The following is a 13,956-nucleotide window of genomic DNA, read 5'->3' as shown; positions in this document are numbered from 1 at the left end:
CGTTGTGCCTTGGCGCAGCGGCCGGACACACCGCATTGTGCCGCCTGCCTGGGCACGCCCTGGGCGTTTTCGCGCACGGTTGCGGCCTTTGACTATGCGCCGCCCGCCGATACGCTGATCCTGATGCTCAAGACCCGGCTACGGCTCAGCATGGCGCCCGTGCTTGCCCGGCTGATCGCTGCGGCGGCGGCTCGCGACGCTCCCTTGCTGGACGGCGCCTTGCTGGCGGCCATACCGGCCAGCCGCGCGTCGCTGCGCCAACGCGGCATGAATCCGGCCGCCGAAATCGCCCGCAGCCTCGCGGCCGAGCTCAACCTGCAGGTGGCGCGCGGGCTATTGCGGCGCCGGCGCGAAGCCCCCCGGCAGACCGGACAGGGCCGCCGCGCCCGCCGGCTTGGGGCGCAAAACGTGTTTTATTGCGTGGGCGACGTCCGCGGACGGCACGTGCTTGTCGTGGACGACGTCATGACCACGGGCAGCACGGCCAATGATGCGGCTTCGGCGCTACTGGCCGCCGGAGCGGCGAGCGTCACGATGCTGGTGGCCGCGCGCACCCCCTGAGTCCGTCCCCGGGTAAATCGGCGACAATTCCGGGTGTGCGGCGTCTCCAGCCGCAAGCCGTCTTGAGTTCCTAGCGCCATGTTCCACGTCATCCTCGTCTGTCCCGAAATTCCCCCCAATACCGGCAACGCCATCCGCTTGTGCGCAAATACGGGCGCGCAGCTGCACCTGGTGCGCCCCTTGGGGTTTGAGCTCGACGATGCTCGCATGCGCCGCGCGGGGCTGGACTACCACGAATGGCAGCCTGTCCGCGTGCATGACTCGCTGCAGGAGGCCTTGGCCGACACGGGCGCCGCGCCATCCAGCATCTACGCACTGACCACGCATGCGCAGCGCAGCGTGGCGGATATCGGCTTCAAGCCGGGCGATGTGTTCGTGTTTGGGCGGGAAACGGCGGGCTTGTCGGAAGAACATCAGGCGATGTTTCCGCCCCAGCAGCGCCTGCGGCTGCCGATGCGTGCCGGCCAGCGCAGCCTGAACCTGTCCAATGCCGTCGCGGTGACGGTGTTCGAGGCCTGGCGCCAGCAGGGGTATGAAGGGGGAGTGTGATGGGGGCGCGTTGCATCCAACGCGCGTGACCCATCAACGTGGCGCCGGAATCAATCCAGCGACAGATTCAGCTTTTCGATCACCTGGTCCCAGCGCGCCTTTTCGTTCTTGATACGCGCGGTGAGGGCTTCGGGCGTGGACGGCGCGGGCGTGAAGTACTGCAGTGCCAGCTGTTTGCGCACCGCTTCGCTGTCGATGATGCGCGCCAGTTCGCTGTTGAGCCGTTCGACGATAGGCGTGGGCGTGCCGGCCGGAACCAGTACGGCGTTCCAGGAAATGGCTTCGAAATCGGGATAGCCCTGGGATGCCATCGTAGGCACGCCCGGCAGTGCTTCGCTGGGCTGCAGGCTGGTCACTGCCAGCAGCTTCACCTTGCCGTCACGCGCCTGGGGCACGGCGATGGCAGGCACCATGAAACCGGCCTGAACGTCGCCACCGATGATGGCCGAGATGACCTGCGGAAAACCGGAATACGGAATATGGGCCAGGTCCACGCCGGCGCTTTCCTTGAACATTTCCATCGCCAGGTGAGCCGAGCTGCCCGGGCCGACGGAACCGTAGTTCAGCGAATTACCGCGGCCCTTCACCAGCGTGACGAAGTCCTTGACGTTATCGACCTTCAAGCTGCTGGGCACCACCAGCACATTGGGGCTGGTGCCCACCAGCGAGACCGGTTGCAGGTCGCGCAGCGGATCGTAGCCCAGCGTCTTCTTGTACAGCGTGGGCGCCGTGACCAGAGGACCGTTGATCGTGTAGAGCAGGGTGTAACCGTCCGGTTTGGCCTGGGACACGATGCGGGTGCCGATGTTGCCGCCGGCGCCCGGCTTGTTGTCGATCACGATGGGCTGGCCCAGCGCCTGGGACAGCGGTTCCGAAATCGTGCGCGCCAGGATGTCCGGCGACGAGCCGGGCGGGAAGGGGACGACCATGTGGATCGGACGGTCGGGCCAGTCGGCGTGGGCGGCGGCCGGCAGGATGGCGGCCAGGCTGAGGCACAGGCCGCGTAGCAGCGGGCCGACCCGGAACTTGCGGGTTTGCGTCATGAAGGATGTCTCCTCGGGGTTGTGCGGGGTGTTTGTTTTTTTGGGCGGGTCAGTGGGGCCCGGGGGCCGTCGCTGCGCCCGGTTGGCCGTCAGTCGCGCCGCTTTCGTAGCGGGCATCGCGCGCCAGCAAGGCGGACACGGCCGTCATGGGAGCCACGCCGTCGAACAGCACGGCGCAGACGGCTTCAGTGATTGGCAATTCGACGCCGATGGCGCGGGCGCGCTCCAGCGCGGCGCGGGCGCAGCGCACGCCTTCGGCCGTGATGCCGCTGGCCAGGATGTCGGCCAGTTTGCGACCGGCGCCGATTTCCAGGCCGACGCGGCGGTTGCGCGACAGCTCGCCAGTCGCGGTAAGCACCAGGTCGCCCAGGCCGGTCAGCCCGGCGAAGGTCTCGGCTTGCGCGCCCAGCGCCACCCCGAAGCGGGTCATCTCGGCCAAGCCGCGCGTGATCAGCGCCGCGCGGGCGTTCGTGCCCAGGGCCAGGCCGTCACAGATGCCGCAGGCGACGGCGATGACATTCTTCAGCGCGCCGCCGACTTCCACGCCGACCAGGTCGGTGCTGGCGTACACGCGCAGGGCCGCGCCATGAAAGGCGGCGGTCGTGGCTTCGCGCAAGGCGGGGCTATCGCTGGCCACGGTCAGCGCCACGGGCAGGCCCTGGGCGACTTCACGCGCGAACGAGGGGCCCGACAGTGCGCCACCCACGGCGCCGGGCAGTGCCTCGCGCATGATTTCGTGGGGCAGCCTGGCCGTGTCGGCTTCGAAGCCCTTGCACGTCCAGACGATGGGGGTGTCCTGCAATCCCAGCGCGGGCAGCCGGCGGGAAAGCTCGTCACAGATGGCGGTCAGCCCCGCCACCGGTACGCCGAGCACGATCAGGCGGCGCGCCCCGGGTTCCTGGAGGCTGCGCAACGTGGCGTCGAGGTCTGAGGAAACATTCAGTGCCTGGGGCAGGGAAATGCCAGGCAGGTAGCGCGCGTTCTCGTGCGTGGCGGCCATGCCGGCCGCCTGCGCGGCGTCGCGCGCCCAGAGTACGGTGGCGTGGCGGCGGCTAGCTGCCGCCGCCAGCGCGGTGCCCCAACTTCCCGCACCCAGGACGGCGACGCGCAGGCGTGGCGGATCGGGATTTTTCATCGCCGAGCCGCCTCAAGATGAAAAGCGCCCCCACGGGGGGCAGCAAGCCGAAGGCGCAGCGTGGGGGCTCTTTTCATGGGACGCCGCGGCCTGCTTACTGGCGGGTCGCGCCGGGAGGCAGGATGATGCCCGAGTCGCTACCGTTGCCGTTGGCGGCGCCTTGTTGTTGTTGCAGCTCGGCCAGGCGCTGTTCGTACAGGGCCTGGAAATTCACTTCGGTCAGGTGCAGCGGCGGCATCGAGGTGCGGGTGATCGCATCGGCGATATTGGCGCGCAGGTAGGGGTACAGCATGGTCGGGCAGACGATGCCCAGCAGCGGATCGAGCTGTTCCGCGGGGATGTTGGCGGCCTCGAAGATGCCCGCTTGCGTGCCTTCGACCAGGTACACGACCTTTTCATTGACGCGGGTGGTGACCGTGACGGTGACCGTGGTTTCGAACACGGTTTCGGCCAGGCGCTGACCGCCCACGGTGATGCTCACCTCGACCTGGGGCGCTTCTTGCTCCAGGAAGACGTGGGGGGCATTCGGCATTTCCAGCGAAAGGTCTTTCAGGTAGACGCGCTGCAGATTGAACGAGGGCGCGTCGTTGCCGCCTTCTTGCTGGGAGTTTTGGTCTTGATCAGCCATGAGTATTTCCGTTGGTGGGAGGGGCAAAAAGGGGAGGTACAGCCTGTGTGTCAGCCGTTGAGCATGGGGGCCAGGCCGCCCGAGCGGTCCAGGGCCATCAAGTCGTCGCAACCGCCGACATGGGTATCGCCGATGAAGATCTGCGGGACGGTGCGCCGGCCGGTGCGTTCGATCATGACCTCGCGCTGGGACGGATCCCGATCGATCTGGATGATTTCCAGGTCCGTCACGCCGCGCTGCTCCAGCAAGGCCTTGGCGCGGGCGCAATAGGGACAATAGTCCTTGCTGTACATGACGACTTTGTTCATAGGCGCTCCTGTGGGTACAAGAATAGGTAGATGGGGGCGCGGCCCCTGGCTTCAACCCTTCTGGGTCACCGGCAGGCTGGCGGCCGACCAGGCGCGCATGCCGCCTTCCAGCGGCACCACGTCGGCGAATCCCTGGGCGCGCAGCTTGGCGGCGGCGCGGGCCGAGTCGCGGCCATTGTCGCAAACCACGACCAGCGGCTTGTTCTTGGGCAGCGAAGCGGCCTTTTGCTCCAGGTCGGCTGCCGGCACGTTGCGTGCCTGGGCGATGTGGCCGGCCTGGAACTGTTCGGCGGGGCGCACGTCGACCCAGACCGCCTGGCGCTGGTTGACCATCTGGATGGCCTCGGTCGTGCTCACTGCCGACCCGGTGCGGCCTTTGCGCAGGGCCGGGATGGCCAGCATGATGCCGGAGATCACGGCAACGGCGACAATGAAGATGTTGTTTTTATCGAGCAAGAATTGCAAAAGGTCCACGGGGCATCCTGAAGTGCGGCGACTAGCCTGGTATAGGCGAACCCTGATGCGCCGCGCCGCGGAAATGGGCGGGTGCGCCGGGGCAAAATCAAGGGCAAAATCGCTCAATTATAAAATGAGCGCATTCCTTCACTTTAACCCGCGTTACAAGCGTCCCAAATCATGCACAAACTCGTTCTGATGCGCCACGGCGAAAGCCAGTGGAATCTGGAAAACCGCTTCACCGGTTGGACCGACGTCGACCTGACCGAGACCGGCCGCGAACAGGCCCGCAAGGCCGGCGAACTGCTCAAGAAAGAAGGCTACACCTTCGACCTGGCTTACTCCTCGCTGCTCAAGCGCGCCATCCGCACCCTGTGGATCGCCCTGGACGCCATGGATGCCATGTACACCCCGGTCGGCGTGACCTGGCGCCTGAACGAACGCCACTACGGCGCGCTGCAAGGCTTGAACAAGGCTGAAACGGCGGCCAAGTACGGCGACGAGCAAGTGCTGATCTGGCGCCGCGCCTATGCCATCGCCCCGGAGCCGCTGGCGCTGGACGATGAACGCCACCCGCGTTTCGACAAGCGCTACGCCAAGGTGCCCGCAGACCAGCTGCCCGCCACCGAATGCCTGAAGGACACCGTGGCCCGCGTGCTGCCGTTCTGGAACGAATCGATTGCCCCGGCCATCCGCGCCGGCCGCAACGTCCTGATCGCCGCCCACGGCAACAGCCTGCGCGCCCTGATCAAGCACCTGGACAACGTCTCGGACGACGACATCGTCAATCTGAACATCCCCACGGGCCAGCCGCTGGTCTATGAATTGGATGATGACCTGCGCCCGATCCGCCACTATTATCTGGGCGATGCCGCCGAGATCGAGGCGGCCATGGCCGCCGTGGCGGCCCAGGGTAAGGCTAAGAAGGACTGATATTCCTATGCGTCGCGCGGCAGGGTTGTTGTTGGCGGTCATGCTGACCGGTGGGGCGCTGTCGGCTCGCGCCGCGCCCAACGACCTCGCCGGCCGCCAGTCGGACGCGGAAAAGCAGCAGGCCGCCTTGCGCGATCGCATCGAGAACCTGCAAAAGGATATCGACGACCGCGAGGCTGCCCGCAAGGAAGCGGCCGACGCGCTCAAGCAGTCCGAATCGGCCATTTCCAAGATCAATCTGCGCCTGCGGGAACTGGCCGAGGCCAACCGCCAGGCGCAGGCCGACCTGACCAGCCTGGAAAAGCAGATCGGCGCGCAACAGGTCGTGCTGGCCAAGCGCCGCACGGAACTGGCCGAGCAACTGCGCACCCAATACACCAGCGGCTTGTCGCCCTGGACGGCCCTGCTGTCCGGTGACGATCCCCAGGTGTTGGGGCGCAACCTGGGCTATCTGGATTACGTGTCTCAGGCCCGCGCCAGCGCCGTGCAGGCCTTGCGCGCCGATATCGAGCGCTTGGCTGCCCTGCAGGAGCGCGCCGACGCCCGCCGGGCCGAGATCGAAAAGGTCGTGGCGGAAACCTCCGAGCAAAAGACCGCGCTCGTCGGTCAGCAGAAGGAGCGGGCCACGCTGCTGGCGCAGTTGGAAGGGCAGATTGCCGCCCAGCGCGCAGAAGCCAACAAGCTGGGACGCGACGACCAGCGTCTGTCGCGGCTCATCACCGATCTGGACGCGGCCATCGCCAAGCAGATCGAGGAGGCCCGCCGCCTCGAGGAAGCCCGCAAGCGGGCCGAGGAAGTCCGCCGGGCGGAAGAGGCGCGCCGCGCCGCCGAAGAAGCCAAAAAGCGCGCCGACGCCGAGCGCCGCGCCGCCGAGGATGCCCGCAAGAAGGCCGAGGCCGACCGCAAGCTTGCCGCCGACAACGCCAAGCGCGAGCGGGATGTCCGTGAGGCCCGCGATGCCGCCCAGGCGCGTGAGCAGGTCGAGGCCGCCAGCCGCCAGAACCGCGGCCCGGTCGCGGTGGCCGACCCGGATGCCGCCGGACTGCGTCCGGCCGAGCAGAAGCAGTCCCGGGTGACCACGCCCGAACCGCCGCCTGCGGCCAAACCCGCGGAACCGCCCAAAAAGGCGGAACCTGTCCAGGAGAATCCCGCTCCAACCCGTATCGAGCCTGCCCAGCAGACCCAGAGCGCGCGCGCCGCGCCGGCGGTGGGCGGCGGCAACGGCTTGCGCCACGGACTTTCCATGCCGGTGCGCGGACAGATACAGGGGCGTTTCGGGGTCGATCGTCCGGATGGCGGCGTATGGCGCGGCGTGGTGCTGCGCGCGCCCGAGGGCACGCCGGTCAAGGTGGTGGCCCCGGGCACGGTGGTCTACGCCGATTGGCTGCGTGGTTTTGGCAACCTCATCATTGTGGATCATGGGCAGCAGTACCTGACCGTCTATGCTTACAACCAAAGTCTGCTCAAACGGGTGGGAGATTCGGTGACGGGTGGCGATACTATTGCTACGGTAGGAGCAACCGGCGGCCAAGTGGAATCCGGCCTATACTTTGAAATTCGCCATCGTGGCGCTCCTGTGGATCCGGCACAATGGCTGGCGCAGTAGATTGATGTCGTTGGTAATTACCAAACCCCATCGGCGAAAACAAAATTCGGGAAGTGTGCATGGGCACTCGTAAGTTTCGCGGTTTCGGTCTGATTGCCATCGGTGCGGTGGCTGGTGTTTTGCTCAGCGTAGGGGTGACGGCCGTCGCCCAGCGCGGCAGCCCCTTGCCCCTGGACGAGCTCAGGCAGCTGAGCAACGTGTTCGCCGCCATCAAGAACAACTACGTCGAGGCAGTCGACGACAAGACCCTGATCGACAACGCCATTTCCGGCATGGTGTCGAACCTGGATCCGCACTCCGCCTACCTGGATGCCGACGCGTTCCGCGAAATGCAGACGGCCACTCAAGGCGAGTTCGGCGGCCTGGGTATCGAGGTCGGCGCGGAAGACGGCTTCGTGAAGGTGATCTCGCCCATCGAAGACACGCCTGCCGCCCGCGCGGGCGTCATGGCCGGCGACCTCATCATCAAGATCGACGACACGCCCACCAAGGGCATGACGCTCAACGACGCGGTCAAGCTCATGCGTGGCGCGCCCAAGTCGCCGATCACGTTGACCATCATGCGCGCCGACCGTCCCCAGCCCATCGTGCTGAAGATCGTGCGCGACATCATCAAGGTGCGCAGCGTGCGCAGCAAGATGCTGGATAACGGCATCGGCTACGTCCGCGTCGCCCAGTTCCAGGAAAAGACGGGCTCCGACCTGGCCAAGCAATTGAAGGACCTGGGCGCCAAGGAAGCTCCCAAGGGCCTGGTGCTGGACCTGCGCAACGACCCGGGCGGCCTGCTGACCAGCGCCATCGGCGTGTCCGGCGCGTTCCTGCCGCCCGACTCGGTGGTGGTGACCACCGACGGCCGTACCCCGGACGCCCGCCACAAGTACCTGGCCACGCCGTCGGAGTACGCACGCGGCGAAAGCAACTACCTTGCCGGCCTGCCGGCCTGGACCAAGACGGTGCCGATGGTGGTGCTGGTGAACGTGGGCTCTGCCTCGGCCTCCGAGATCGTGGCCGGCGCCTTGCAGGACCACAAACGTGCCAAGGTCCTGGGCAACCGCACTTTCGGCAAGGGCTCGGTGCAGGTGATCCTGCCCTTGTCCGAAACCACCGCGGTCAAGCTCACGACCTCGCGCTACTTCACACCCAGCGGCCGCTCCATCCAGGCCACCGGCATCGAGCCTGACTACGTCGTGGCCGACACGGCCGAAGGCGATCTGTTCCGCCTGCCGCGCGAAGCCGACCTGCAGCGCCACCTGTCCAACCAGCAGACGGCCAACGAAGTGAAGTCCAGCGCTGGCGAAGACAACGTCGACGTGCCGGCCAAGGTGTTTGAATTCGGCGGCAAGGATGACTTCCAGCTGCAACAGGCCTTGAACGTGCTGGCTGGCAAGCCGGTGCAGAAGGGTTCGGCCCGCGCCCAGGCCAAGGCGGATGCCAAGGCCGGCGGCGGTGTGCCCCAGCGCATGAAGATCACGCCGACCGGAGTCGAGCCCAACAAGGACAAATGAACGACGAGCAACTGCTGCGCTACGCCCGCCACATCCTGCTCGACGAGCTGGGAATCGAAGGGCAGGAAAAACTGCTGGCGGCGCGTGTGCTCATCGTGGGGGCGGGTGGACTGGGTTCTCCCGCCGCGCTCTACCTGGCCACCGCCGGCGTGGGCGACATCACCCTGGCCGACGACGACGTCGTCGAGCTGAGCAACCTCCAACGCCAGATCCTGCACACTAGCGCCAGCGTCGGCCGTCACAAGGCGGAATCCGGACGCGATATGTTGGCGGCCTTCAATCCACAAACGCGGGTCCATGCCCGGGTTGAACGGCTTGAAGGCCAGGCGCTGTCCGACGCCGTCGCGCAGGCGGACCTGGTGCTGGACTGCACCGATAACTTCGCCACCCGTCACGCCATCAACCGCGCCTGCGTGCAGCACCGCAAGCCGCTGGTTTCCGGCGCCGCGATCCGCTTCGACGGCCAGGTCAGCGTCTATGACCTGCGTGACGATAACGCGCCCTGTTACCACTGCCTGTTTCCGGAAGGCGACGACGTCGAGCAAGCCAATTGCGCGACGATGGGCGTCTTCGCTCCGGTCGTCGGCATCATCGGCAGCATGCAGGCCGCCGAGGCCCTCAAGCTGCTGTCCGGCGTGGGCGAAAGCCTGTCGGGCCGCCTGCTTTGGCTGGACGTGCGCACCATGCAATGGCGCAGCGTCAACGTCCAGCGCGATCCCGAATGCGCGGTCTGCGGCCATCGCGGACACTGATCCAGCGTCCGGGATTGGCCCCGCGGACAATATTAAAGGCTTGAAATACCTGCTATAACGCCAGCCAGCCTACCCGAAAGCGGGTAGATGGCCAGGGACGTGACCGCGTGGATACAGCACTGAAGTTCAGTTTGCCCAAATGGCGCCTGACGCGTTGGCTGACGCATTCCGGGCACGATACCCCTGCGGACATCCGCTCGGCGCTGATCGCCAGCTTGTTCGGCACGCTGCCTATTTTTGCCGGCGGCGTCATCAATACCCTCATGATCGCCGGCGTGGTCGCCTGGCGCCGTCCCGAACCGCTCTACCTGTCATGGCTGGCGATGGAGGTGCTGTTGGCGGTGGTGCGCGTTCTGATCCTGCGGTCCGCCCTGCGCGCCGCGCCCAGGGGCGGGAACACCCATACCGATATCTATATCCTGCTGGCATTGCTGTGGGCGTTCAGCGTGGGCTATGGGGTCTTCGTCACATTCATCAATGGCGACTGGCTGGCTGCCACACTGGCCGGCGTGTCCTGCGGCGCCATGGCGGGCGGCATCTGCTTTCGCAACTATGGCGCGCCGCGGCTGGTCGGCGCCATGATCTTCCTGAGCCTGGGGCCCATGTGCCTGGGCGCGGCTTTCACGGGCGAATACGTCACCGCCATCGTCTTCATCCAGATTCCGTTCTATCTGGTCAGCATGAGCATTGCTTCGCACCGGCTCAATCGCATCCTGGTGTCCACCATGCTGGCCGAACGCGACAGCGAACGCCGCGCCAGCCAGGACGCGCTGACCGGCCTGGCCAACCGTGCCGGCCTGCAGGCCGCGCTGGAGCGCGTCTGCACCAGCGCGCGCGGCCAGGACAGCTCTGCGGCCCTGCTCTATATGGACATGGATGACTTCAAGCTCATCAACGACACCTATGGCCATGCCGCCGGCGACCAGGTGCTGACGACCATCGCCCAACGCATGCGGTCCATGCTCCGGGTGGACGACGTGGCGGCGCGGATCGGCGGCGACGAATTCATCGTGCTGGTGACCGGCATCGACGCCACGGCCGCCCTGCGTTTGGGCGAACATCTGCTGCACGATGTCTCGCAGCCGATCACGCTGATGGACGGCACGCGGGTCAACGTGGGGCTGTCCATCGGTATTTCCATCGTTTCGGGTGCCAATCGCAGTCCCGAGGCGGCGCTGCATTCCGCCGATGCCGCGCTCTATCGCGCCAAGGCGCAGGGCGGGCGCTGCTGCGCCGTGGCCGGGGTCGAAGAGGTCGAGAAGATCGTGCCCGGCGGCGAACCCGCCGTGGCCTGAGCAACCCCCAGCGGGACCGCGCAGCCTTCTTGTTCCACTCGAAAGCAATGTAATTCGCAGCCAAAAAGTTATCAGATAACCTGAAAAGTATGTCTATAATGCGCCAATGTTGACCAAGAGCCTCACGCTGACCGAACAGGTCGCCCGCCAGATAGCCGCCGATATCGCTGGCGGCGCCTATCCCGTCGGCGCCAAGCTGCCTGCGGGGCGCGTCCTGGCCGAGCAATACGGCGTCAGTGCCGCGGTCATCCGCGAGGCTACCGAGCGCTTGCGCGCCCAGGGTTTGATCCAGAGCCGGCAGGGATCTGGCAGCACCGTGCTGTCGCGCACGGGCGCGCAGGGCTTCCAGCTGTCCGCAGGCATCGCCGTGGACCGCAAGCAACTGGCCGGCGTGTACGAATTGCGCATGGAACTGGAAGGCGGCGCGGCCGCGCTGGCGGCGCAACGGCGCGACGACGCGGACCTGACTGCCATGGCGCGCGCCTTGGCGGACCTGGAGTCGCACCTGGAAGATCCGGAGCGGGGCGTGGAACACGACATCGCCTTTCACCGCGCCATCGCCGCCGCCACCCACAACAGCTGCTACCAAGACTTGTTGCAGTACCTGAACCTGCAACTCCGCCTGGCCGTCAGTACCGCGCGCAGCAATAGCCGCCTGCAGGCGGGCCTGACGGCTGCCGTGCACCAGGAACACGTGGCCGTCTTCGAGGCCATTCGCGCGCGCGATCCCGAACGGGCGCGGCATGCCGCTGCCCGCCACTTACAGCAGGCGGCCAGCCGCCTGCAACTCGATCTACTCTCTCCCGCCGCAAGGCAGACATCATGAGCGCATCCGACTTTACGCAACGCCTGGTCCAGGCCCTGGGTCCCGACACCGTCATTACCGCCGAAGCGGACATCGCGCCCTGGCTGTCCGATTGGCGCGGTCTGTACAAGGGCAATGCCCAGGCGGTGGTGCGTCCGCGCACGACCGCCGAGGTCGCCACCTGCCTGGCGCTCTGCCAGGAGGCCGGCGTGCCGGTGGTCCCGCGCGGCGGCAACACCGGCCTGTGCGGCGGCGCCACGCCGGATGGCGGCGTAGCCAATGTGGTGCTGAGCCTGGACCGCATGAACGCGGTGCGTTCCATCGATACCATCGCCAACACCATGGTGGCCGAAGCCGGCGCCATCCTGGGCAACCTGCGCCGCGCCGCGCAAGACGCCGGCCGCCTGCTGCCGCTGAGCCTTGCGGCGGAAGACTCCAGCCAGATCGGCGGTAACGTGGCCACGAACGCGGGCGGCGTGAACGTGGTCCGCTATGGCATGGCGCGTGAGCTGGTGTTGGGCCTGGAGGCCGTATTGCCCACGGGCGAGATTTTTCACGGCCTGCGCACCCTGCGCAAAGACAACACCGGCTACGACCTCAAGCAATTGCTGATCGGCTCCGAAGGCACGCTGGGCGTCATTACCGCAGTCGCCCTGCGTCTGTTCCCGCGCACTGACGTGCGCTCGGTGGTACTGGCGGCCGTCGAGTCGCCGGCGCAGGCGCTGCAATTGTTCGAAATCCTGTTCGAACAATGCGGTGCGCGCCTGCAGGCATTCGAGTATTTCTCGGGGGATTGCCTGGATCTGGTGCTGGCGCACGCCGCAGGGGTGCAGGAACCGTTCGGGCAGCGCTACCCCGCCTATGTGCTGGTGGAGTTGGCGGACACTGCGGACGAAGCGGCGCTGAACGGCCTGGTGGAGAACGTCATCGGCACGGCGCTGGAGCGCGGTCTGTGCCTGGACGCGGCCGTCTCCGCATCGCTGGCCCAGTTGCAGGCGCTGTGGAAGCTGCGTGAGGAAATCTCGGAGGCGCAGCGCGCCGATGGTCCCCACCTGAAGCACGACGTATCGTTGCCGATCGAGCGCATCCCCGACTTCATGGAGTCCGCCGAAGCGCGCGTGCGCGCGCTGTACCCGGACATCCGCCCCTTCATCTTCGGCCATTTCGGCGACGGCAACCTGCACTACAACCTGTCGCGCCCGGCCGGCGCGGACCGAGATTGGGTCGCTGTGCATGGGGAGGCGATCACGGACGCGGTGTTGGATGAGGTAAATCGTTACGGCGGGAGTATTTCTGCCGAGCACGGGATCGGGCAGTTGAAACGGGACCATTTCCTGCACAGCAAGGATGCGCTGGAGCTGCGGTTGATGCGGGAAATCAAGGCTGTGTTGGATCCTGCGGGGATTATGAATCCTGGGAAATTGCTGTAGTTGGCTTGTTGGGCGTGTCAGTCATAGTGACCGCGCGGAGCTTCGTAGGTTGTTTGTCGGTGTGCATAAGCGAAGCTTCTTAGGCCGCACGGCGGCGCGGGCGGCATGGCGGCGAGCGCCCACGATTGCGGTCCGGAGCGTTCGCTCCGGACTGCCCCGTCGTCATCTTCGTCACCGCCTTCGGCGGTTCCTTCATATTCCCTCGGGCGCATCGAGGTTGCTCGCCGCCATGCCGCCCGCACCGCCGTGCTATCTGCGTCTTGGCTTGTTGCGTCGCCAGAGCCGTGTTCAATGGCGAGTCTTGCGGGGCCCGCTCATTGCGGCCGCCCGGGCGGCCGTAATGAGCATGCGCGCTCGTGTGCGTCGTGATGGATGCGCTGGCGCGAATGCGACGAGCGGTTTGCTAGGGGTTGTCGCCGTTTTTTGGGGGCGGTGATGGGTGGCGCGCGTTGGACGGAAGCTTGCGCACGCAGTCCTCTCGCGCGCCGCCCATCGGGTGGTGGAGTTGAAATGACGAACGTTTGGCGCCTCATGACGTTTCCGTGGGATGGGTGAAGCTCCAAGTAAGAACCCCAGCGTCCAGCACACGTAGCCCACGGCCGGACCCTTACACGCTCCCCCCTTCCTGTCCACCTCCACGCACTCTCCACCAGCGCGCAGCGTCATCATCCGACGCGAGACACCGCGTAAGCCCCCAAAGGCCGCCCGGGCGGCCGGCCGGGGGCGGGCCCCGCAAGATCCTCGCCCACCCCCCCCGGTGGCGAGAACGCCAAGCACACCGTTCGCCCCAGCGTCCGTGAAGATTCAATAGCAGAGCCTGTCGCGTCGGGGGCCTGCCATGCGCGGGGCGTCGATAAGCCCGAGGGAATCCGTAGGAGTCGCCGAAGGCGAGGACGAGGATGACGATGGGGCAGTCCGGAGCGAAGGCTCCGGACCGCAATCGTTGCCCC

Annotated in this window: 14 protein-coding genes; 9 read left to right on the top strand and 5 right to left on the bottom strand. The window is 66.5% G+C overall.

Translation table 11 applies throughout. The features are described from left to right. Positions 1-9 precede the first annotated feature (9 nt). Together CEY08_RS23920 and CEY08_RS23915 are read left to right on the top strand one after the other, a co-directional pair. On the top strand, positions 10-561 hold the full coding sequence (locus tag CEY08_RS23920; protein ID WP_367648565.1) for a ComF family protein: 552 nt from the start codon (positions 10-12) through the stop codon (positions 559-561). Between the two features lie 78 nt (positions 562-639). Then, positions 640-1,110 (top strand): tRNA (cytidine(34)-2'-O)-methyltransferase, encoded by a 471-nt coding sequence (locus CEY08_RS23915; protein ID WP_042796144.1) that lies wholly within the window; start codon positions 640-642, stop codon positions 1,108-1,110. A gap of 50 nt (positions 1,111-1,160) precedes the next feature. Here CEY08_RS23915 and CEY08_RS23910 read toward each other — a convergent pair whose 3' ends face one another. The 5 genes from CEY08_RS23910 to CEY08_RS23890 form a co-directional block, all read right to left on the bottom strand. Beyond that, positions 1,161-2,153, bottom strand: a complete 993-nt coding sequence (locus CEY08_RS23910) for a Bug family tripartite tricarboxylate transporter substrate binding protein (RefSeq protein WP_042796145.1) — start codon at positions 2,151-2,153, stop codon at positions 1,161-1,163. Between the two features lie 49 nt (positions 2,154-2,202). Next, entirely contained in the window at positions 2,203-3,288 is a 1,086-nt protein-coding gene (locus tag CEY08_RS23905) for an NAD(P)H-dependent glycerol-3-phosphate dehydrogenase (protein WP_076816623.1), read from the bottom strand. Positions 3,289-3,382: 94 nt separating this feature from the next. Beyond that, complete coding sequence (gene secB, locus CEY08_RS23900; protein WP_063641392.1) at positions 3,383-3,916, bottom strand: protein-export chaperone SecB; 534 nt, start codon at positions 3,914-3,916, stop codon at positions 3,383-3,385. 50 nt (positions 3,917-3,966) lie between these two features. Beyond that, positions 3,967-4,224, bottom strand: a complete 258-nt coding sequence (gene grxC / locus CEY08_RS23895) for a glutaredoxin 3 (protein ID WP_042796147.1) — start codon at positions 4,222-4,224, stop codon at positions 3,967-3,969. Positions 4,225-4,275: 51 nt separating this feature from the next. Then, positions 4,276-4,698: a rhodanese-like domain-containing protein gene (locus CEY08_RS23890; protein WP_042796148.1), complete on the bottom strand. Its 423-nt coding sequence runs from the start codon at positions 4,696-4,698 to the stop codon at positions 4,276-4,278. A gap of 162 nt (positions 4,699-4,860) precedes the next feature. Between CEY08_RS23890 and gpmA the strand changes: the two genes are divergently transcribed. The 7 genes from gpmA (at position 4,861) to CEY08_RS23855 (ending at position 13,006) form a co-directional block, all read left to right on the top strand. Beyond that, the gene (gene gpmA, locus CEY08_RS23885; RefSeq protein WP_063641391.1) at positions 4,861-5,613 is read left to right on the top strand and encodes a 2,3-diphosphoglycerate-dependent phosphoglycerate mutase; all 753 of its coding nucleotides are present in this window, start codon (positions 4,861-4,863) and stop codon (positions 5,611-5,613) included. 7 nt (positions 5,614-5,620) lie between these two features. Then, positions 5,621-7,219, top strand: a complete 1,599-nt coding sequence (locus CEY08_RS23880; RefSeq protein ID WP_076816621.1) for a peptidoglycan DD-metalloendopeptidase family protein — start codon at positions 5,621-5,623, stop codon at positions 7,217-7,219. Between the two features lie 59 nt (positions 7,220-7,278). Beyond that, the gene (locus CEY08_RS23875; protein WP_042796151.1) at positions 7,279-8,724 is read left to right on the top strand and encodes a S41 family peptidase; all 1,446 of its coding nucleotides are present in this window, start codon (positions 7,279-7,281) and stop codon (positions 8,722-8,724) included. After that, complete coding sequence (locus tag CEY08_RS23870) at positions 8,721-9,476, top strand: HesA/MoeB/ThiF family protein (RefSeq protein WP_042796152.1); 756 nt, start codon at positions 8,721-8,723, stop codon at positions 9,474-9,476. Before CEY08_RS23875 ends, CEY08_RS23870 begins: the two co-directional genes overlap by 4 nt. Positions 9,477-9,583: 107 nt before the next feature. Then, positions 9,584-10,771, top strand: coding sequence for a GGDEF domain-containing protein (locus CEY08_RS23865; RefSeq protein ID WP_042796153.1), 1,188 nt, complete (start codon positions 9,584-9,586; stop codon positions 10,769-10,771). A gap of 106 nt (positions 10,772-10,877) precedes the next feature. Further along, positions 10,878-11,597 carry a FadR/GntR family transcriptional regulator gene (locus CEY08_RS23860; RefSeq protein ID WP_042796154.1) on the top strand — a complete coding sequence of 240 codons (720 nt, stop codon included), beginning with the start codon at positions 10,878-10,880 and terminating at the stop codon, positions 11,595-11,597. Then, complete coding sequence (locus CEY08_RS23855) at positions 11,594-13,006, top strand: FAD-binding oxidoreductase (protein WP_042796155.1); 1,413 nt, start codon at positions 11,594-11,596, stop codon at positions 13,004-13,006. Before CEY08_RS23860 ends, CEY08_RS23855 begins: the two co-directional genes overlap by 4 nt. Positions 13,007-13,956: the final 950 nt, after the last annotated feature.

Source organism: Achromobacter insolitus, from assembly GCF_002209555.1.
GTDB lineage: Bacteria > Pseudomonadota > Gammaproteobacteria > Burkholderiales > Burkholderiaceae_B > Achromobacter > Achromobacter insolitus.
This window is presented reverse-complemented; position numbering and strand designations above follow the sequence as displayed.